Origin of the sequence: Nonlabens sp. Ci31 (genome assembly GCF_012974865.1) — a bacterium.
In the GTDB taxonomy this organism is placed as follows: domain Bacteria; phylum Bacteroidota; class Bacteroidia; order Flavobacteriales; family Flavobacteriaceae; genus Nonlabens.
In genome coordinates, this window is the sequence record NZ_CP043633.1 from 2,119,749 (window position 1) to 2,142,093 (window position 22,345).

The 22,345-nt window shown below is 36.7% G+C and carries 14 protein-coding genes; all 14 read left to right on the forward strand.

Annotated features, from left to right (window positions below):
• Positions 1-45 precede the first annotated feature (45 nt).
• Positions 46-336 carry a hypothetical protein gene (locus tag F0365_RS09345; RefSeq protein WP_169933448.1) on the forward strand — a complete coding sequence of 97 codons (291 nt, stop codon included), beginning with the start codon at positions 46-48 and terminating at the stop codon, positions 334-336.
• 35 nt (positions 337-371) lie between these two features.
• The gene (locus F0365_RS09350) at positions 372-1,481 is read left to right on the forward strand and encodes a DegT/DnrJ/EryC1/StrS family aminotransferase (RefSeq protein ID WP_240961587.1); all 1,110 of its coding nucleotides are present in this window, start codon (positions 372-374) and stop codon (positions 1,479-1,481) included.
• Positions 1,482-2,786, forward strand: a complete 1,305-nt coding sequence (locus tag F0365_RS09355) for an O-antigen translocase (protein ID WP_169933449.1) — start codon at positions 1,482-1,484, stop codon at positions 2,784-2,786.
• A gap of 266 nt (positions 2,787-3,052) precedes the next feature.
• On the forward strand, positions 3,053-3,820 hold the full coding sequence (locus F0365_RS09360) for a 3'-5' exonuclease (RefSeq protein WP_169933450.1): 768 nt from the start codon (positions 3,053-3,055) through the stop codon (positions 3,818-3,820).
• A gap of 136 nt (positions 3,821-3,956) precedes the next feature.
• Positions 3,957-6,734, forward strand: coding sequence for a sigma-70 region 4 domain-containing protein (locus F0365_RS09365; RefSeq protein WP_169933451.1), 2,778 nt, complete (start codon positions 3,957-3,959; stop codon positions 6,732-6,734).
• Between the two features lie 302 nt (positions 6,735-7,036).
• Positions 7,037-10,201: a glycosidase gene (locus F0365_RS09370; protein WP_169933452.1), complete on the forward strand. Its 3,165-nt coding sequence runs from the start codon at positions 7,037-7,039 to the stop codon at positions 10,199-10,201.
• Positions 10,202-10,212: 11 nt separating this feature from the next.
• Positions 10,213-11,634 (forward strand): glycosyl hydrolase family 16, encoded by a 1,422-nt coding sequence (locus F0365_RS09375; RefSeq protein WP_169933453.1) that lies wholly within the window; start codon positions 10,213-10,215, stop codon positions 11,632-11,634.
• Between the two features lie 33 nt (positions 11,635-11,667).
• The gene (locus F0365_RS09380; RefSeq protein ID WP_169933454.1) at positions 11,668-12,522 is read left to right on the forward strand and encodes a family 16 glycosylhydrolase; all 855 of its coding nucleotides are present in this window, start codon (positions 11,668-11,670) and stop codon (positions 12,520-12,522) included.
• Between the two features lie 92 nt (positions 12,523-12,614).
• Positions 12,615-13,388 carry a PKD domain-containing protein gene (locus F0365_RS09385; RefSeq protein ID WP_169933455.1) on the forward strand — a complete coding sequence of 258 codons (774 nt, stop codon included), beginning with the start codon at positions 12,615-12,617 and terminating at the stop codon, positions 13,386-13,388.
• A gap of 175 nt (positions 13,389-13,563) precedes the next feature.
• A complete protein-coding gene (locus tag F0365_RS09390; RefSeq protein WP_240961588.1) occupies positions 13,564-14,976 on the forward strand; it encodes a glycosyl hydrolase family 16 in 1,413 nt (470 codons plus the stop codon).
• 30 nt (positions 14,977-15,006) lie between these two features.
• Positions 15,007-15,858, forward strand: a complete 852-nt coding sequence (locus tag F0365_RS09395; protein ID WP_169933456.1) for a family 16 glycosylhydrolase — start codon at positions 15,007-15,009, stop codon at positions 15,856-15,858.
• Between the two features lie 142 nt (positions 15,859-16,000).
• A complete protein-coding gene (locus tag F0365_RS09400; RefSeq protein ID WP_169933457.1) occupies positions 16,001-19,462 on the forward strand; it encodes a hypothetical protein in 3,462 nt (1,153 codons plus the stop codon).
• A 63-nt stretch (positions 19,463-19,525) separates the two neighbouring features.
• On the forward strand, positions 19,526-20,803 hold the full coding sequence (locus F0365_RS09405) for a glycosyl hydrolase family 17 (protein WP_169933458.1): 1,278 nt from the start codon (positions 19,526-19,528) through the stop codon (positions 20,801-20,803).
• Positions 20,804-20,891: 88 nt separating this feature from the next.
• Positions 20,892-22,343 (forward strand): glycoside hydrolase family 30 protein, encoded by a 1,452-nt coding sequence (locus F0365_RS09410; RefSeq protein ID WP_410505483.1) that lies wholly within the window; start codon positions 20,892-20,894, stop codon positions 22,341-22,343.
• Positions 22,344-22,345 lie beyond the last annotated feature (2 nt).

Below are 22,345 nucleotides of genomic sequence, written 5' to 3' on the forward strand. Positions count from 1 at the left end.
TTTATATTTTAAAAAAGCAATAAATTTGCAACAGATTTTTAACAAATGAAGAATACAAAGAGATCATTTCATTTTGCCGTTTTTTCAGTGGTATTGCTCATTGTTTTTACGATTTTAGGCCAGACCACAAGGACAGCAGCCCATACAATCAACGATATAACCGGTTACTTAATTACCTTATTTTTTGTAACGGTTCTTTTAGGAGTCTTCTTTAGTGTTTTGAGTATTAGAGAGAGCTACCACTGGAAAAAACATGTTGGAATAGGAGTTAATTTCTTCTTTTTGGTGATGACCAGCCTCGCTTTGATCGGTAATTTAAAAGAAGCCTTTAGTTAAAGCACTTTTGTTATGCTATCTTCGTTACTTAGTCCATGAAGGAAATGATATCAACTTATATTCCATATTTAGATCTACAACCTTATAACAACAGGTTTGCGCAACAAGATCTAAAGACGTTTAAAGAAATCCAAGCTACAGGAAAGCTGATAGGTGGAGAATGGGTGAGTAGGTTTGAAAGCGCTTTTGCTTCTTATTGTGGAGCAAGTCACTGTATAGGTACTGCAAATGGACTGGACGCGCTCACAATTATCTTAAAAGCTGAAGTCGCTCTAGGAAACCTTCCTGAAATGGCAAAAATTGCAGTCCCTGCTCATACGTATATCGCCACTTTTTTAAGCATCCTTCATGCGGGTATGCAACCTATTCCTGTAGATGTGGAAGAGCTCAATTTAACAACACAAGCGTTGCGCCAGCTCCATCAAAAATATGATGCCATCATAGCTGTAGATATTTACGGCAAGCTGGTAGGTGATGAGGTTTATGACTATGCAAGAGAAAAGTCTATTCCTATCTATTGTGATACAGCACAATCTCATGGAGCAACTAATGATAAAGGCCTCAAGTCAGGAAATCTAGCTCGAGCGAGTGCGTTCTCATTTTATCCAACAAAAAACTTAGGAGCTCTTGGAGATGCAGGGGCGATAACCACTAACGATCACGAACTGGCAATTACCTGTCGTAAGATCGCAAACTATGGTAGAGAAAGCCGTTTTGTCAATAATTTAGTAGGAGTTAATTCGAGACTGGATACATTACAAGCGGGTTTCTTGCTCAACAGATTGCCACAACTCGATACCGATAATCAAAGAAGAGTAGAGATAGCTGCTTATTATTTGAAACATCTGCAGAATAGTAAAGTACGGCTGCATTCTCTCGATTTTCTCAACAATAATGTAGTTCATGTTTTCCCTGTTTATGTAGATCAAAGGAAAGTTTTTGTAGATCACTTAGACAGTCAGGGAATAGGGACTAGTGCGCATTATGAAGTGCCACCGCATCAACAAAAAGCATTAGCACATCTCAACCAACTTAGGTTTCCTGTAACTGAAAAATTACATCGTACAGAAGTAAGCTTGCCATGTCATCCACTTTTGACCTTGGAGCAAATGCAAAGAGTAGTCCAGGTAGTAAATGGATACTAGATGAGAAGACCGTTCTATAAACTCCATAAAAATGTACTGCTCAAAGTAGCCGGTTTTAATTCCATACATGTATTTATTAAAATAGGTATAGGCGCCATCATGTCTAAAATTCTTGCAGAGTATGTAGGTGCGGCAGGGATGGGTATTCTGGGTAATCTGCGTAATTTTACACAAGGCTTATTTACTTTTTCTGTATTAGGACTGGAAAATGGATTGGTTAAAAATACGGCAGAATTTCAACAAGAGCCGGCACAGTTAAAAAAGGTATTTGGTACCGCTTGGGTATGGAGCATATGCGCCAGTATAGTAGCAGCGGTTGTGATATTCTTTGCCGCTTCATGGTTGGATCAAAAGCTTATTGCGACAGAGGTAGACTTTTCTATCCTTTTTAAAGTGCTTGCCTGTTCGCTGCCTTTTTATGTAGTTTTTGTTTTTATTACCAGCCTTATGCAAGGTTTAGAATGGTACAAGAAATTTATCATTCTCAATATCATCATAAGTCTTCTAGTTTTTGGAGCATCTGCGATACTGGTCTATCAATACAACCTTTCAGGAGCCTTGTACTCCCTTGCTTTAGTTCCTTTTTTACAATCTATTGCAGCTGTTGCTTTTTGGTTATTTCAAGGAGAAAAAACTATAAAACTTAAAGAGCTTCTGCATTTTTACTTTGATAAAAAAGCCAGTCGGCAGTTGCTTAAATACAGTATTATGGCACTGGTCAGTGCTTTGCTGATTCCGTTGGTAAATATATTAGTAAGAGATCAAGTCAGAGTAGAGGTGAGTGATGAGGCTGCTGGATGGTGGGAGGCTGTAGTGCGTATTTCTGGATATTACATGCTTTTTGTAACCAGTTTGATCAGCCTTTATGTCTTGCCTAGTTTGAGTAAAGATAACAGTCATAAGAACTATAGAGCTACCATATGGAATTTCTATAAAACAATATTACCACTAGTTATAGTAGGTCTTATCGCTATTTACTTTTCTAGAGATTTGATCATCAGCATTCTGTTCACTACAGAATTTGACGCTTCAAGTGGCTTATTTAAATGGCAACTATTAGGTGATTTTATAAAGATCATTACTACGGTCATGGCGTTTAGATTTATTGCTATGAACGATTTGAGGAGGTACCTTATAGCTGAAGTATGGAGCATTGCATCTTTTTACCTATTAGCTCTTTACTTGATTCCAGCCTATCAAGAAGAAGGTGTGGTGATGGCTTATTTAGGTAATTATTTATTTTATTTATTGCTGTTGCTCGTGATCTTGCGTAAAGAATTATTTAGTAAAGAAATCCCCGTGTAATTCTCGTTCGTAGATATAAGACATAGCCAGAGTTCTTGAAAGGGGCTATTTATGCTCTTTTGAAGAATTTATTTGAACTGGTAAAAAAGGATTTCAAAATGGAATTTTTTAACTTCCTGATAATATTTAATAAAAGGCTTCCAATTTTATGCTCGGCTCGGGAGTACCAACTTATATTTGTAAACTCAGTTCGTTTCTGTTTTTGTTGTTAGTGGGTGTTCCGCTTTCGCGAAAGCGGATATTTAAAAATCAATCGACCACTTATTATGGATTTACAACTCAACAGACCTATTTGCTTTTTTGACCTAGAAACTACTGGTACGAATATCTCTAAAGATAGAATCGTTGAAATTTCTATACACAAAGTTTTTCCCAATGGAGAGGAGAAGACCTATACTTTTAAAGTGAATCCCACCGTGCCTATTCCTGCAGAAACTACTGCTGTGCATGGTATTACAGATGATATGATCAAAGATGAGCCTACTTTCAAAGAAAGAGCTCATGAGGTTAATAATATCATCAAAGATGCAGATCTGGCTGGTTTTAACTCCAATCGATTTGACATTCCATTGCTTGCGGAAGAAATGTTGAGAGCTGGAATCGATTTTGAAATGGGAAATAGGAATGCCATTGATGTGCAGAATATTTTCCATAAAATGGAACAACGTACGCTAGTAGCCGCTTATAAATTCTACTGCCAAAAAGACCTTACCGATGCGCACAGTGCAGAGGCGGATACTATTGCTACTTACGAGGTTTTAAAAGGTCAATTAGATCGTTATCCAGAACTGGATAATAATATGAAATCTCTAGCAGAGTTCTCTACTCGTAGAAAGCCAGTTGATTTTGCGGGTATGCTTGCTTTTAATGACGCTGGAGAAGAGTGTTTTAATTTTGGGAAGCATAAAGGCAAACGTATAGTAGATGTATTGGAACAAGAACCTGGATATTACAGCTGGATTCAAAATGCAGATTTCCCGCTTTATACAAAGAAGGTGCTCACGGCTATCAAGTTGCGCGGGTTCAATGCCTAGTAATTTGTTGAGGTAAATATAATAGATGTTGTATTTATAATAATTGATTTACAGTGGTTTATGATTTAATATAACCTATTCTGTATTCATTATGTTGAGGTGTTTTTTTTACTATATTTGAGTAAATGAATTTCTCTTGAAAACCCTACTTTCTCTATTCTTATTTTTAATGATAACTCTTGTCGCTAGTCAGGAGTTGCCGCCGCTTCATAATTACGAGCCGTCCTTATATCACGCTGGTAATCAAAACTGGATGGTATCTGAGTCTGATGACCACTTTATCTACGTAGCTAATAACAAAGGACTTCTTGAATACAACGGGTCTCAATGGACCTTGTATAAAACCCCTAATGAAAGTATCATGAGGTCTGTAAAGGCTCAAGGCGACCGTATTTATACAGGTTGTTATATGGATTTTGGGTATTGGATACGGGACGACAGTGGTAGATTAAATTATACGTCTATTATAGAAAAGACAAAGTTCCAATTACAAGAAGACGAACAGTTTTGGGATATTATTGTTAAGAATGATTATGTTCTTTTTCAATCGCGTTCCCGTATCTACTTTTATGATATCGAGTCTGGTGAAGTATCACAAATTGCTCAACAGACGGAGATCAACAAGTTTTTTCAAGTAGGCGATACTTATTATTATCACGTATTAGGGGAAGGCTTGTTTCAGGTAGTCAATAAACAACCACAGTTAAAGGGCTCAACAGATTTCTTCTTGGAGGAGACCATTATCTTGATGTTTGAATACAATTCTAAAGTCTATCTTCTTACTCAAGATGCAGCTATTTACGTTTACAAAGACGGTAATGTTTCACTGGTTGGTTCTTGTGAGCTGGATCAAAAAATAACCGTTTATAGTGCTTCATTGTTAAGTGATAATACTATTTTATTGGGAACCATAGCAAATGGAGTTATTTCAATGAACCTTAGGGGTAAAGTAAATTATGCAATTAATCAAGGTGATGGATTAGCAAATAATACTTGTTTATATGTTTATGAAGACAGTTCTAAAAATGTATGGTTTGGGTTAGATAACGGTATTAGCTCTATTAGTATTGACTCGCCTTACAAGATTTATAATGATAATGATGGGAACTTGGGTACCGTGTATGCATCCTATCAAAGTGACGGTATTTTATATATAGGGACTAATCAAGGTTTGTTTTACAAGAAATCGGATGAAGAAAATTTTAGTTTTATTAATGGTACCGAAGGTCAGGTATGGTCGATTAGTGAACACAATGGAACTGTCTTTTGTAACCATCATTTAGGAGTGTTCGTCTTAAGTGATAGGACAGCAAGGCGACTTGACAATACTATTGGAACTTGGCAATTAAACTCCATACCCAATAGAACAGACTTGATTTTAGCCGGTACTTATAAAGGACTTCAAGTACTAACGAACAGCAATGGCCAATGGCAATTTCGAAATAGGATAGAAGGTTTTGATATTAGTTCCAAAGATATTATTGCTTATAAGGATTTGGTTTATGTCAACCACGAGTACAAAGGCGTGTTTAAAATAGCGTTAGATCAAGAGTTTAAAAAGCTTAAAAAGCTGGAGAAAATAGAAGAATTAGGTAAAGGAATAGGTTCTGATATCACTGATTTTAAGGGCAGAATATTCTTTTCTAAAAGGGATGCCGTATATGTGAAATCAGATTCTAAGAGTGAGTTTGTAAAAGATAAAGAGCTTAGTAAGATAGTTGCAAGCGGCGAATACACTTCTGGAACTTTTATTAAAAATGACGGTTATTTATGGCTCTTCAATAAAAGCAAAATTTTTAAAATCAATATAGAAGATATAAACGGCAGTTATAACATAGACAGCATACCATTAGGCCACGAGCTGAGAAGAGAAAAGATAGGTTATGAAAATTTAACAAAGGTGGGTCCTAAGAACTATCTAATAGGTAACTCTTATGGTTATACAACACTCCATCAAAATTTAGATAATATGCTCTCTCATAGGGTCTATATCAATAATTTGTACAGTCTTGATAAAAATATTCCAACCAATCTTAGTTTAAAGAACCCTTCGGAAGTTCCGTATAAAAACAATCATTTACAGATAGCGTATTCATCACCTTTTTATAAAACGCTAAGTATCCTGGAATATCAGCACAGACTTTTGGGAGATGATGAAGAATGGAGTGCATGGAGTAAGGTGAATAGCACAGAGCTGAAAAATTTATCTTATGGAGATTATACGTTTGAGGTGCGATCCAGGGTGAATACTGTAATATCTGATAACGTAGACAGCATAGACTTTACTGTAGCCAGACCCTATTATTTAACTAGTGTAGCTATTGCCGTATATATTGTCATTTTGATCCTCATTATTTTAGTGCTTAACGGCTTTTATATCTGGTACTTTAAAAAGCAAAAGCAAATTGCACTCCAAAAGCAGCAAAAAGAATTGGAGTTAAAAAGCTTGACTAATGAGAAGAATCTAGTGGAGTTGCGTAATGAAAAACTAAGAAGTGATATTGAGCATAGAAATAAAGAGCTTGCCATTTCAACGATGGCGATGATCAAGAAAAATGAAACGCTTAATGAGTTGAAAGTTGAATTGGACAATTTACCAAAAACGGTAGCGTCTAAATCTTTAAAAAAGATGTTGGATAAAAATTTAAACAGCAAGCAAGATTGGCTCACTTTTGAAGAAGCATTTAATAATGCAGACAAAGATTTTTTCAAAAAGATTAAGGAATTACATCCTTCCCTTTCTTCTGGGGATTTAAGATTATGTGTTTATTTAAGGCTTAATTTATCTTCCAAAGAGATCGCTCCACTATTAAATATTTCCCCTCGTAGCGTGGAAATAAAACGATATCGTTTGCGTAAAAAATTAGCTCTTTCACGCGATGATAGTTTAACCAGCTATATTGTTGAGATTTAAATCTGTATAGAATTGTTTTAAATAACTCAACATTTCCACATCAATCTTGATGATACGGAGTGGTTTTTATCAAATCGAAAATTATAAATACTTATTTTTAAGCTTTTTATAATATACGATAGGAATTATTACAGATTTATATATATTTATACTTGTGTATATTTTTTGTTGTGTTTGATTTTGGTTGATAAAGTTTTTCAAAATATATATTTAGCACGTTAAAATTAATACAATTAAATCATCTTTAGAAAGGAAGACATTAAATCATTTATCAGTACCAACCTATCAATACCTCTTTACACATGAAGAATCTTTTATTAAGTATTTCGTTGATCTTTTTTGCCTTTTTTGGTTTTTCACAAAATCAAAAAGTTTCAGTTATAGAAGACATGAATGGCCATACTCTTATGGTAGACGGAAAACCATTTATTATTAATGGTATGAACTGGGATTATGTCCCCATCGGTGAAAACTTTTCTTATAATTTTTGGGCGCAACCGGACGACTTTATTAAGGCTGCCTTAGATTCAGAAATGGGTTTATTGAAAAACATGGGGGTGAACACGATACGTGTTTATACAGGTATGCAACCTAAATGGGTGGAGTATATCTATGAGAATTATGGTATTTATACCATGATCAACCATTCTTTTGGTCGTTATGGTCTGACTTTAGATGGATCTTATGTGTCTAATACGGAATATGCAGATCCAAGGGCTCGTGCATTTCTTTTAAAAGAAGCCACTGATTTGGTCAAGGATTTTAAGGGTACTTCTGGTCTTTTGATGTTCATGCTAGGGAATGAGAATAATTATGGTTTATCATGGGGTGGTGCTGAAACTGAAGATATTCCTATTGAAACAGAGGGAACTGTCATCACTAGAGCTAGAGCTATGTATAAGTTGATGAATGAAGCAGTAGTTGAAATGAAAAAAATCAATACTGATCATCCTATTGCTATTTGTAATGGAGACTTGTTGTATTTGAATTTAGTTGCTGAGTATTTAACTGATATGGATATATATGCAACCAATATGTACAGAGGTGTTTCTTTTAGCGATGCTTTTGATAGAGTTAAAAATGAACTGGGTAAGCCTTTGATGTTTTCAGAATTTGGTTCTGATGCTTTTAATGCATTAAACAATAAGGAAGATCAAAAAATGCAGGCTTATTATATGGTGAATAACTGGAAGGAAATTTATCAAAATGCTGCGGGACTAGGCAAAGCGGGAAATTCCATTGGTGGATTTACATTCCAGTTTAGTGATGGATGGTGGAAAAGAGGACAAACGGAAGATTTGGATATTCATAATTCAGAGGCGAGTTGGTTGAGTAAGGGATACTCATTAGATACTGATGGTGTTTCTAAGAACATGAATGAAGAATGGTTTGGTATTTGTGCTAAAGGGCCCTCTAATGAAAGAGGACTTTATGATCTTTACCCTCGAGCCGCTTATTATGCGTTGAAACAAGTACATAGTTTAGATCCTTATAGTGGTAATAAAACTTTAGAATTTGTAACTAATTATTTTGATAATATCCAGTTAATGGAGGCTGTACTTAGAGCAAGAGGTGACAAGGCGGCATTAAGCGGTGGCAGTAATAATAAAATACGATTAAGCAATTTACGAGCTGAATTTACCACCTTTAACACGGGAGGTACTCTTCTTTCAACTCCTGACAATGCTGACCCAGATAATCCTGTTTACCCGGACCAGTTAGGTTTTGATCGTATGGAATCCTATTTCGTCGGAGTACAAGGGAATCCATCATCTAATATGAGAGGTGAGGTGAACTTTAACATACTTGGTAATGTAGCACAGAACCCTATTGATGAAATCTTTTATGAAAATAGAGGGCGTCCACAGCAGGTTGAAACACCAGATGGTATTGTTCAGTTAAGAGATGTGAATAGAGTTCAAGTTTATAACGCGTCTTATGAATGGAATGCAAAAGATTTTGACCTACGAGGTTTTTATAGAACAGGTCATTATCACTGGGGTTATGAAGGTGATTTCTTTGGTTTATATCCTGAAACTAATTATGGACCTAACTTAGATATCTACGGAGGGGAAACATTAGGGCTTGAAATAGATGGGAAAAATGAGTTTGCAGGATTAAAGGCTGCTTTTGGGCCGCAATTATGGTGGGGAGCAAATCCAACCGCACTTCTTAAATATTCTCGATCTATTGAAAATTTCAATATTACTGGAATTTATCATAGAGATTTACAAACAGAAATTCAACTAGACGAAAATGGCGTACGTATTTTAGACCAAAATCAGGTGCGTAGTGGTATTATTCCCGCATTTCCTATGGAGAGAGCTACACTAGTAGTGGAAAGAGATTTAGGACAATTTGGATTTACCTTAGGTGGTATTTGGGGAGGGAGTCCTTTAAATGGCACTTCTTATCAAGATGTTACAGGAACGGAAGGTAATTATACGGTCTTTAATGATAAAGTGAAGTCAAGTGACAACTGGGGTGGGAAAGCTAAAGTAACCTATCAAGGTGGGAAAGTGAATGCGTATATGCAAGGTGGAGTAATGGGACTGGTAGCAAACGGAGGGGCAGATCCTACACAAACCTTTACTGGATGGAAATTAAAAGATAACGGTAGTGGTAATCAATCCAACTTTTTAGCTGGTATGACTTATACCATGGGTGATTTGCAAATTGCACCTAACTTTTTATGGCAAAAGCCGTTAGTAGACCCTATGCCTAACAATGTTGGAGCACCAGGAAGATTAAGAAACTTTATTGATGATCCATTTGCTGTTAGGGGAAATAGAGAAACTACCGCTGGTGAGATCTTATTCACCTATGACCCTACACCAGGAACTTGGATGTATCAATGGGATAATGATAGAACTGAAGATGCAGAATTTGCTATGAGTGCAGGATTTGTATACCGTCATCTACCTACAACTCAAGACGCAGCTATCGGTTTTGCAGCAGATCGAACTTTTCTTAGGTTTCCAAACTCTGCACCAGCACTTGATTTATACGAGGCACACACACGTATCGTTTCAAAACTAAATCTTGAATTAGGAATTATAGGTAACTTCTACTACGGTAATGGTCAAGGTAATGGAGATAGTACTAGAGAAATAAAACGTTTTGGCGGTGATATAAGAGCTATTTATAAATCAATTAAAGCCACTGCAACAGTGAAAGTTAATGACTGGGGACCATTTGATTACTACAGAGACTTTAACATCACATTCCCTATGCAATTGATGCTAGATGTTTCTACTACTTTGGGTAAACCAGATTGGTTTATTTTACCTAGTACTACTGTAGGTGTTAGAGGAACATGGAGATCTCTTGATGCTAATTCAGGAGGGAGATTTGGTCCTAACGCAGCTGCTGCATTTGCAAGTGAGCCTACTATAAGTCCAGTGGGATTCCCTGATGGAACAGAGTGGGAAATCAGAACCTATGTTCATATCAATATAGGTAACTAAATATAAGAGCAATGAAAAATATAAAATTCAATTATTTCAAGAATTTAAGCCTTGTCTTTTTGATGTTAGGTTTAATCATTGGGTGTGATCGAGATATTTCAGATGATGCTGCATTAGCAAGCTTCCCTAATACCGCAGAAATATTTACAGATAATCCTGTAGGATTAACTGATGATTTCTTTATTTCTTTTGATCCAGTGGAGGGTGCTAATACAGAAGGATTTGGGACTGATGATAATGAGGCTTATCAAGGAACGAGCTCTATTCGAATAGAGGTGCCGGCTCCTAATGATCCTAATGGGGGATTTATTGGAGGTATTTTTAAAGATCGTGGGGAGGGAAGAGATTTAACGCAATACGATGCTTTAACATTTTGGGCAAAAGGCTCTTTAACAGCAACAGTCGGATTAGTTGGTTTTGGTACTGATTTTGAAGAAGATAAGTACGCTGTAGGTCTTGAAAATATACAGCTTTCTACGGATTGGAGAAAATACACGGTGCCGATACCGGATGCTTCAAAATTAACTCAAGAAAAAGGAATGTTTATTTTTTCAGCAGGCACTCAAAGTACCAATGGTTTAGGGTACACGCTTTGGATCGATGAACTTAGGTTTGAAAACTTAGGAACTATCGCACAACCAAGACCTGTTATATTAAATGGTCAGGATTTAGTCCAACAATCATTTACAGGCTCATCCATTCCTCTTTCTGGATTCACTCAAACATTTAACATAGAGTCAGGGGATAATGTAACTGTACAAACAGCACCTTCTTATTTTGATTTTGTATCCTCTGATACCAGCGTAGCATTAGTTAATGAATTAGGAGTTGTTTCTGTTGTTGGTTCTGGTACTGCTACTATTACTGCAAGTATTAGTAGTGTTTTAGCAAATGGATCTTTAGAAGTTACCTCTACTGGTGCTTTGCCTACTGCTCCGGTTCCAACCTTAGCTCAGTCAAATGTCAAGTCTATATTTAGCGATGCCTACACAATTGATACTTCGAGTGAGTTTTCACCAGACTTTGGTGGATCTACTACTCAGGCCACTGTAGTCACTTCTAATAATGATTCAGTTTTAATTTACACAAACAATAACTTTACAGGAATTATTTTTGATAATACAGTAGATGCTTCTGCATTATCCTTTATGCATGTAGATGTATACGTGCAGCAGGCTGGTGTTCAAGTTGAATTTCAAATAAGAGATATTGGTGCCAACGGGGAGATCAACACAAATATTTTTACAGGACAACCTGAAGGAGATGATGCTGATAGAAGATTTACAGCTTCTGGTGTAACGGTAAACGGCTGGAATTCTTTTGATATTCCACTAAATGGCGCTATTGCAAATCAGAAAAACAATTTGGGAGCAATTATTTTAGCTGGAGGGCCCAATTTTATCTTGGATAATATATACTTCTATACTCCGTAAAAAGGCTAATAAACAACATCAAACAAAAGAAAAATGAACAATATATATAACAAGACTAGTATAAGAATTGTATTTAAGTCGGTTGCAGTAGTATCATTTTTAATGATGGCTAGCTGTGACCCTGACGAAACACAAACTGTTGCTGAATTCAATAATTTGGTAATGCAAGATGAGTTTGATGTAGAGGGTGCACCTAACAGCGCTTTATGGACGTACGATATCGGGACAGGACCCGGTAATGACGGCTGGGGTAATAATGAACTTCAATATTATACCGATAGGACTGAAAATGTGACCGTAGAAAATGGCTATTTATTAATCACAGCCAAAGAAGAAGCCTTTAATGGTTCTAACTATACTTCGGCTAGAATTAAAACTGAAGGTCTTTTTGAGCAGGCTTATGGAAGGTTTGAGGCTCGTATCAAAGTTCCTTATGGAAAAGGTTACTGGCCTGCATTTTGGTTGTTAGGAAATGATTGTGATCAAAATGCTTGGCCGCAATGTGGAGAAATTGATATCATGGAGTACCTAGGTGATCAGCCTACTACTGTTTTTGGTAGTGCTCATGGACCAGGATATTCTGCCGGGGATGCTATTACCAAAGAATATGTCTTAGAAAATGATAGATTTGATACTGGTTTTCATGTATTCGGTATCGAATGGGCACCAGATTATATCAATTATTATGTAGACGATGTGCTGTACCAGCAAATTACAAGGGAAGATGTATTTGAAGAAACTGATGGTCAAGGAGAATGGGTTTTTGATCAACCATTTTATATCATTCTTAATGTAGCTATAGGGGGGAACTTGCCAGGTGCTCCAAACGCAGAAACTGTTTTTCCACAAACCATGTTAGTGGACTACGTAAGAGTATATCAACCTTAATAAACAGGAATCCTATTTAGGGTACTTAGTATTCATAATTTCAAATGGGATCTTTTACTCATAAATTCATTTGACTTTTAAAAATTAATAAGATGATAAAAACACATAAAGGATTTAAAGTAATTGCTGCGCTATTCATTTCTATAGCTTTTATGAGTTGTAGTGAAGATGATGCCGTTGTGCTGCAAAATGTCGCTGCTGGATTTACACAAACGATCAATCAAAATACGGGTACAGTAACTTTTATCAATACTTCTAGTAACGCTACTACGTTTGCATGGGATTTCGGAGATGGTACTTCTTCAACGTTAATTAACCCTATTAAGACTTATAGCGCGGGGGGCTCCTACGTTGTTGTGCTACAAGTCACTAACAATGATGGTGCAATGGCTCGTTTTGAAGATACCATACTCATTGACGAATTGTTTGATGGTGGTCTGTTGACTAACGGAGACTTTGAAAATGGTGTTACCCCTTGGATCCAAGGAGTGGATGATAATAGTCCAGCACCAGTTGTTACTTTTGCAGGTAATACCTATTATCAAGTAAACATAACCAACCCTAATTCAAACCAGCCGTTTTTAGTGAACTTGAGCCAAAAATTAGAAATTATTCAAGGGTTTACTTATGTATTAACTTTTGACGCGTGGTCGGATCGCAATAGAGATGTCATAGCAGGAATAGGATTAAGTGGTGGAACATTTGCTAATAATAGTCAGCCTTTAAGCATCACGGACACCCAACAGCAATATCAGTTAACTTTAACCGCAACAAATTTCGGAGCCACTAATGCTCGAGTATTATTTGATTCTAATGGAGAAGCTGGGTTGGTTAATATTGATAATGTAACATTAATTGTACAGTAGAAAAAGTTCTTAAAAAGCGGGATAATTGGTAACCTTTAATCAATCAAATTAGAAAATTATGATTACCTCTTTGCATGTTTAATATAGCTGTTCAAATAACAAATAGGCAGTTATTATTGTAAGGATGACATAAAAATACCGTTGTATTTTTAATTAAAGAAAAAAAGAATAAGAAATGAATACCAAAAAAATAACTTTTTATAAAATATCTCTAACACTAGCAGTCGTGTTTATGATAGCAGTAGGTTGCGAGAGAGATCTGTCAGATGACGCTATACCAGCAACCTTTTCAAAGACAGGAGAGATTTATACAGACGCATTTGTAAGTATGGGAAGTGACTTTTATTTACCTTTTGCAGGTTCTAAACCAGACGCGTTTTCAGTGGATGAGCAAGTAGGTTTTCAAAGTAATTCTTCCATACGTATAGACGTGCCTAACGCGGTTGATCCTACAGGGAATTATGCAGGGGCAATTCTTCGTGTAGATGGAGCCGGGAGAGATTTATCTGGCTTTAACGCGCTTACATTTTGGGTAAAAGCTTCTCGAGGAGTAAGTGTAGATGCTTTTGGTTTTGGTCAAGACTTTCTAGAAGATAAATATCAAGTAACCGCAAACAATGTAAATGTAGGTACGAACTGGTCTAAAGTGACCATACCTATTCCAGATCCTTCAAAATTAGTAGAGGAGCGTGGTGCCTTTTGGTATGCTATGGGAACTCAGGGTACTGGTGGTTCCGGGTATATTGTCTGGATGGACGATATCAAATTTGAAAATTTGGCCACAGTAGCACAACCTAGACCTGCTATCTCTAACGGTGAAGATGCAGCTACTAGCTCTTTTATAGGAGTTAATTTAGCAGTTACCGGTTTAATAGAAACATTCAATTTAGCTTCTGGATTAGAACAAACTATAACAGTCGCTCCTAGCTATTATAATTTCACAGCTTCTGATCCTAACGTGGCATCAGTGGATGCGTTAGGTAATATTGCTGTTGCGGCTGCAGGAACTTCGGTAATTACGGCAACGCTTGCTGGGATTGATGCGGCGGGTTCTTTAACGATTAATTCACAAGGTAATTTTCAATTGCCAACTACACCTACAAGAGACCCTGCTAATGTGATCTCTATTTTTAGTGATGCGTATACGAATGTTCCTGTAGACTATTATAATGGATTTTGGCTTCCTGGTTCTTCTACTGGCTCAGCTGATTTTTCAGTGAATGGAGACCATATTTTAAATTACACCAATTTTAATTATGTAGGTACCCAAACTGCTAATCCATTAGTGGATGCATCGAGTATGACTATGGTGCACTTTGACCTGTATATCCCAGGTCCGGTGCCAAACAATTTTGACTTTTTAATATCTATAGAAGATTGGGGCCCTAATGGGGTGGATAATGGTGGTGATGATTCTAGACAACAAATATTTGTACGTCGCAATCAAGTAGTGGCTAACAGTTGGGTCAGCATTGATGCTCCTTTGACCCTAGTTAATAGGGATAATATAGGACTCATTATCTATGAAAATATTAATTTTTCTTCATTGAGAAATTTTTATATAGATAATGTATACTACTACAACTAATCATTAGACGCCAACAATTCAATAAAAGAAATGATGAACATCACACTTCAAAAGATACATACTAAGTTAATAATTCGTCTTGGACTTCTAGTCGCTGCTGCAGCGGTAATCTTTAGCTGTTCTCCAGATGATAAGCAACAAGTAACCACAAAAAACAATCTTGTTTGGCAAGATGAGTTTAGTGTAGATGGTGCTCCGGATCCTTTAATATGGGGTGCTGATTTAGGAAACGGTGAAGCTCAAGGAATACCTGGATGGGGAAATGAGGAACGTCAATATTATACAGACCGTCCAGAAAACGTGGTGGTTGAAAATGGGATGCTTAAAATTACGGCTCTTAAAGAGTCCTTTCAAGGTTCTGACTATACATCGGGAAGAGTTCTTACAAAAGGGAAGTATCAAAAAAAATTCGGTCGTTTTGAAGCGAGAATCAAGCTTCCTTGGGGACAAGGTTTATGGCCGGCGTTTTGGATGTTAGGAGATGATAGTAACGGTGCTCAAGCATGGCCACAAATAGGCGAAATAGACATTATGGAGTACCGCGGTCAGGAACCTACCATAGTGCACGGTAGTATGCATGGTCCAGGTTATTCTGGAGGTCAGGCCATTACTAAACAATATGATTTAGTTACAGACAGGTTAGATACCGATTTTCATGTTTATGGCATAGAATGGGGACCTGGTTATGTAAATTATTATATTGACGAGGTGCTTTATAACCAAATTACACCTGAAGACGTTACTGGCGACTGGGTGTTTGATGACCATGAGTTTTATATTATCATGAACGTTGCTGTTGGAGGTACATTTGTAGGTGCTCCAGGTTTAAATACTGTTTATCCACAAACGATGTATGTAGATTATGTACGCGTTTATGAGTAAGTTTTATACAAAGAAATTAATTGTAACAAATGCTCATGCAATTGTTACGCTTTCGCGAAAGCGAAATAGCTATTGAAAAACATTTAATGCCCTTAAATTAAAAGTAGTTTAAGGGATATCATAAAGAACTATAAATTATCCAATGACCAAAAATTCTATATACCTAGGGAACCAAAAAGCTGCTTTTGATCAAAGTAAAGTCAAAGGGGAACTTGTTGATTTTGAAAACGAAAAATATTATAAAATAAGTAATCACGATGCTATGCGCCCATTTTTTATGAGCATAGTAAGTGATTCCAACCACTGGATGTTTGTTTCGAGCAATGGTGGTCTTACTGCGGGACGCAAAAATAGCGACTCGGCGCTTTTTCCATATTATACCGATGATAAGATTACGGAGTCTAACGATATTACGGGTAGTAAAACAATCATAAGAGTGCACAACGGAGACCGTGATTTATTATGGGAGCCTTTTTCAAATAGATACTCCGGTATCTATAAAATTACTCGCAACCTCTATAAAAATGCGTACGGTAACAAGTTGGTTTTTGAAGAGATCAACCACGATTTAAATCTTACCTATAGATACCATTGGAATTCTAGTGATAGTTATGGATTTGTCAAAAAATCAGAGTTGATCAATCAGGGTTCTGGTTCTTTAAAAATGACCGTGTTGGATGGTTTGCAAAACATGCTACCAGCAAATGTGGGAGAAGATTTACAAAAGGCATCAAGTAACCTAGTGGACGCTTACAAAAGATCAGAGCTTAAGCAAGAAACCGGTATTGGAATTATAGCTTTAAGTGCTGTAATAGTTGATAAAGCAGAGCCTAGTGAAGCGCTCAAAGCAAACATAGCCTGGTCGCTAGGTTTAGATCATCCTACTTATTTGTTGTCTAGCCTTCAGTTAGAAAATTTCAGAAAAGGAATAGCAGTAAAGCAAGAGACAGATATTAAGGCAGAAAAAGGAGCCTATTTTACTGTTTCAGAAATGCAACTCAATGCTGGAGATAATAAAGTATGGTATACCCTAGCAGATGTGAACCAAAATATCGTTACCATAAATGATATCTCCAACCAGATTCAGACAGATGCTCATCTTATAGAAAAGATTCAAAAGGATATAGCATTGGGTTCTCAAAAATTAGTAGGGCTTATAGCTGCATCAGACGGTTTGCAATTAACAGCAGATCCGTTAACTAACAACCGCCATTTTGCAAATACCATGTTCAATATCATGCGTGGTGGAATTTTTGATAACAACTATGTTATTGAAAAGCAGGACTTTTTAGAATATTTAGAAGCCGCAAATATAGAGGTGTTTGAAAGTACCCAAGAATTGCTTCAAGACCTGCCAGCAGATTTTGATCTAGATAATTTAAATGAAATAGCTTATTCTCATGATAATCCGCATTTTAAAAGATTAGTAATAGAGTACTTACCTTTAAAGTTTAGTAGAAGACACGGTGACCCTAGTCGTCCATGGAATAAATTTTCTATCAACACACGTAGTGAAATTGATGGCTCTAAAATATTAGACTATGAAGGAAACTGGCGTGATATTTTCCAAAATTGGGAAGCTCTCGCTCATTCGTATCCAGAGTTTATCGATGGAATGATTCATAAATTTTTGAACGCGACAACCTTTGATGGTTATAATCCTTATCGAGTAACAAAAGGAGGATTTGACTGGGAAGTAATAGAAGAAGATGACCCTTGGTCTTATATTGGATATTGGGGAGATCACCAGATTATTTATTTGCTTAAATTCTTAGAGTTTATACAAGATTATTACCCTGGTAAACTAGATAGTTTCCTCAATGAAAATCTCTTTGTTTACGCAAATGTTCCTTATAAAATTAAGGAATATGCAGACATTTTACTGGACCCTAAAGACACTATTGATTTTGATTACCGTTTACAAGAAGTCATAGAAGAACGTCGGGAACAATTAGGTGCAGACGGTTCTTTATTAAGGGATACATCAGGGGCTATTTATAAAGTAAACCTGGTAGAGAAATTATTAGCTACCGTCCTCGCTAAAGTTTCTAACCTGATTCCTGAAGCTGGAATATGGTTAAATACCCAACGACCAGAATGGAATGATGCTAATAATGCCTTAGTAGGTAACGGTGTTTCTATGGTAACCCTTTACTATTTGAGACGTTTCTTAAATTACTTTAAAGGTTTTATTAAGGAGGCAGACTTTGAGTCTTCCTCTATATCTGAAGATCTAAAGGTGTTTTATACAGCAGTAAGCATTACATTGAAAGATCATCAAGGTTTATTAGAAGGTTCACTGAACGACACCCAACGCAGAGCTGTTCTTGACGGGGTGTCTCAACCTGCAAGTGATTATAGAAAAAATATTTATGACCATAATTTCTCAGGTAAAAAACAAGATATTTCAAAAGATAGCTTACTAGAATTTATAGAGGTTACTTTAAAATACTTGGACCATAGTATAGATGCAAATAAGCGTAAAGACGGAATGTATCACGCTTATAACTTGATGACATTAGAGGATAACGGCGACGTGAGTATTTCCTATTTATCAGAAATGTTAGAAGGCCAAGTAGCAGCTTTAAGCTCTGGATATTTAACATCAGTACAGGCTTTAGAGGTTATGAACGCGTTAAAGTCAAGTGCCTTATTTAGAGAAGATCAGTACAGTTATATCCTATATCCTAATAAGAACTTACCGGGATTTGAAGAAAAGAATATCATTCCTAATGAGCTGGTTTCTAAATCAGAATTGTTGCAACAATTACTCAAAGATGACAATCAACAAGTCATCGTTCAAGACCTTACTGGGGCGTATCATTTCAATGCCAGCTTCAATAATGTAAATAGCCTTAAAAAAGCCCTTAAGCAATTAGCTAAAGGGAATTATAGCAGTCTTGTTAGCAAGGAACAAAGACAGTTAGAAAAAACTTTTGAAGTTGTTTTTAATCACAAAGCTTTTACCGGTAGATCAGGAACATTCTTTGGTTTTGAAGGACTAGGTTCTATTTATTGGCACATGGTTTCCAAGCTATTGCTGGCTGTACAAGAATGTTGTTTAAAAGCAGTTAATGACGGAGAAAGCGATGCGTTAATAGGTGAGATGTTAGACCATTATTACGAGATACAGGCAGGAATAGGTGCTCATAAATCACCAGAGTTATATGGAGCTGTTCCTACAGACCCTTACTCGCATACGCCAGCTACAAAAGGTGCGCAACAGCCAGGAATGACTGGACAGGTAAAAGAAGATATTTTGAGCCGTTTTGGCGAGTTAGGTATTGTTGTCTCTGATGGCGTACTTTCCTTTAAACCTAGCTTGTTGCGCAAGCAAGAGTTTCTGGCAAAAAATAAAGAATTTAACTACATAGACGTAGATCGAAATAAACAGGCCATAACGGTAAGTGCGGGATCCCTTGCGTTTACCTATTGTCAGGTTCCTGTGATTTATACGAAGTCTAATCAAGAAAGTGTGCAAATTGCATTTAAAGATGGTACGGAGAAAACTTTTGGGCAATTGAAACTGGATAAAACAACCAGTGAAAAGTTGTTTCAGCGCACAGGGGAGATCAATCATATAACTGTAGAAGTGATCAAATAGATAATGGAATCATAGATAAGTGATCAGTTCGCTTTCGCGAAAGCGAAATTTAAAATTAACCCAATGAACATCAACCGCAGTTTTAAAATAGGAATAGTACTAGGACAATTATTGATTCTAGGAAGTTGTGGTAATGCACCAAAAGAGCAGGAAGAAGTGAAACAGACGAAAGAAATCAATGCAGTAGATATTTTGGGCAACCCAGATTATCAAGCTATTTCTTATGGAGGTTATAGAGGGATTTCTAGAGAAGAACAACCTACTATAGCCCAACTAAAAGAAGACATCAAAATCATGGCAGCCATGGGTATAAAAGTGTTGCGCACGTATAACGTGCAACCTAGTTTACCACATGCTTCTAATATTCTCGCTGCGATACAGGAGCTTAAGAAGGAAGATTCAGATTTTGAAATGTATGTCATGCTGGGAGCATGGATTGATTGTAAAAATGCTTGGACTGGTTTAGAACCAGATCATAACGTAGAGAGCGAGGCAAACGCTGGTGAGATAGCTAGAGCCGTTGCCTTAGCCATCAAATATCCAGATATTGTAAAAGTAATAGCCGTAGGTAATGAGGCCATGGTAAAATGGGCAGCCAGTTATTATGTGCAACCTGTAGTTATTTTAAAATGGGTCAACCATTTACAAGGCTTGAAGAAAAAAGGTAAGCTTTCTAAAAATTTATGGATTACCAGTTCAGATAATTTTGCCTCTTGGGGTGGTGGTGATTATATCTATCACACACCAGACTTGACTAAACTCTTGAAAGCTGTTGATTATGTGTCCTTACATACTTATCCTATGCACGATACACATTACAATGCCGTATTTTGGGGAACATTAAATTTTGAAAAGAGTTTGACAACTCATGAGAAAATGGATACCGCTATGCGCCGTGCAAGAGACTATGCAAAATCACAATACAGAAGTGTTGTGGAGTATATGAATGTTATAGGTGTTGATAAGCCAGTTCACATAGGAGAAACAGGATGGGCATCGGTTTCAAATGGACATTATGGTCCAGATGGATCAAGAGCTACAGATGAGTATAAAAGCGCAAAATTCTATCATTTTATGAGAGAATGGACAGATAAAGAGGGGATTTCTTGTTTTTATTTTGAGGCATTTGATGAGCGATGGAAAGATGCTGCTAATAAGCTAGGTTCTGAGAATTACTTTGGACTTTTTACTCTTGATGGTAAAGCAAAATATGCGCTTTGGGATCGGGTAGATGAAGGTGCTTTTATAGGTTTAACTAGAGGGGGGAAGCCTATTACCAAAACTTATAATGGCAATAAAGAGGAATTAATGAAAGACGTCTTATTACCACCTTTAAAATAAAATAACGCAGGCTGAATGATGAAGAGGGATAAAACCAACCAAAATGAGATTAATTAAATATGGAACAATTTGTTTATTCACAGCTTTTATGGTAAGCTGTAAACAGGAAAGAGAAAAACTGGATGTAGAAGTTTACGAGACTTCTGCATCTGGTAATCATCTGTCTAAAGTGATGCCTTTTGAAGTAAAAGACAGTACCACTGTAATTACTATCAATGATGAGGTAACCTTTCAAACCATTACTGGGTTTGGCGGCGCATTTACAGAGTCGTCTGCTTATTTGCTCAATCGATTGAGTAAAAAAAATAGGGATACCATCATCAATGCTTATTTCTCTCGTGAAGGAGCAAATTACTCGCTAACGCGCACGCATATGAATAGTTGTGATTTTTCTTTGTCACAATATTCCTACTCTCCAGTCGAGGACGACGTGAACTTAGAACACTTTAGCATAGAGGAAGATAGAGATGATTTAATTCCTATGATCAAAGATGCTATGGCAGCGTCTGAGGATGGTTTTAATTTATTTGCATCCCCATGGACAGCAGCACCTTGGATGAAAGATAATAATGATTGGGTAGGAGGAAAACTACTGCCTAAATACTATGATACCTGGGCACTTTTCTTTTCTAAATACGCAGACGCTTATGAAGCCGAAGGCATTCCTATATGGGGTTTTACGGTAGAAAATGAGCCGCATGGAAATGGAAATAACTGGGAAAGTATGCATTATACTCCTAAGGAAATGACAGATTTTGTAGAGTATCATTTGGGCCCCAAGTTAGAAGCAGATGGTTATGGAGATAAAGTTATTCTAGGTTACGATCAAAATAGAGCAGGACTTAAAGAATGGGTAGATGAGATGTATAGAGATGAGGCATCTTCCAAATATTTTGATGGAACAGCTATTCACTGGTACGAAAGTACTTATGATTACTTTCCAGAAGAGCTGCAATATGCACATCATAAAGCACCAAAAAAATACCTGATCGAGACCGAAGGTTGTGTGGATTCTGAAGTGCCACACTGGCGCGATGATCAATGGTACTGGTCTAAAGAGGCAACAGATTGGGGCTGGGACTGGGCAAAAGAAGAAGAAAAATACCTGCATCCTAAATACGCTCCTGTAAACCGTTATGCTAGAGATATTATAGGTTGTATGAATAATTGGGTAGATGGATGGGTAGATTGGAACATGGTTCTAGACCGTAAAGGAGGACCTAACTGGTTTAAAAATTGGTGTGTTGCTCCGGTAATTGTAGACCCAGATAATGATGAAGTGTATTTTACACCGCTTTATTATACCATGGCACATTTTAGTAAATATATACGTCCAGGAGCTCAAGTTATTGAGGTACAACATACAGATAAAGACCTTATGGTGACCGCAGCAAAGAATCCAGACGGTACTATTGCTTTTGTTATTTTTAATGAAGGTATGGAAGGTAAGAATTATGAACTGCGCTTTCGCGAAAGCGTGGTCAGCATCAACTTAGGTGCACAGAGCTTACAAACTGTTATTATACCAACCAAAAACTAATC

Bases quoted from the DNA above. Each gene is read 5' to 3' on its own strand.
- F0365_RS09375 (WP_169933453.1), top strand. From the start codon at position 10,213: ATGAAAAATATAAAATTCAATTATTTCAAGAATTTAAGCCTTGTCTTT.
- F0365_RS09370 (WP_169933452.1), top strand. From the start codon at position 7,037: ATGAAGAATCTTTTATTAAGTATTTCGTTGATCTTTTTTGCCTTTTTT.
- F0365_RS09355 (WP_169933449.1), top strand. From the start codon at position 1,482: ATGAGAAGACCGTTCTATAAACTCCATAAAAATGTACTGCTCAAAGTA.
- F0365_RS09360 (WP_169933450.1), top strand. From the start codon at position 3,053: ATGGATTTACAACTCAACAGACCTATTTGCTTTTTTGACCTAGAAACT.
- F0365_RS09405 (WP_169933458.1), top strand. From the start codon at position 19,526: ATGAACATCAACCGCAGTTTTAAAATAGGAATAGTACTAGGACAATTA.
- F0365_RS09390 (WP_240961588.1), top strand. From the start codon at position 13,564: ATGAATACCAAAAAAATAACTTTTTATAAAATATCTCTAACACTAGCA.
- F0365_RS09350 (WP_240961587.1), top strand. From the start codon at position 372: ATGAAGGAAATGATATCAACTTATATTCCATATTTAGATCTACAACCT.
- F0365_RS09400 (WP_169933457.1), top strand. From the start codon at position 16,001: ATGACCAAAAATTCTATATACCTAGGGAACCAAAAAGCTGCTTTTGAT.
- F0365_RS09410 (WP_410505483.1), top strand. From the start codon at position 20,892: ATGGTAAGCTGTAAACAGGAAAGAGAAAAACTGGATGTAGAAGTTTAC.
- F0365_RS09385 (WP_169933455.1), top strand. From the start codon at position 12,615: ATGATAAAAACACATAAAGGATTTAAAGTAATTGCTGCGCTATTCATT.
- F0365_RS09380 (WP_169933454.1), top strand. From the start codon at position 11,668: ATGAACAATATATATAACAAGACTAGTATAAGAATTGTATTTAAGTCG.
- F0365_RS09395 (WP_169933456.1), top strand. From the start codon at position 15,007: ATGATGAACATCACACTTCAAAAGATACATACTAAGTTAATAATTCGT.
- F0365_RS09345 (WP_169933448.1), top strand. From the start codon at position 46: ATGAAGAATACAAAGAGATCATTTCATTTTGCCGTTTTTTCAGTGGTA.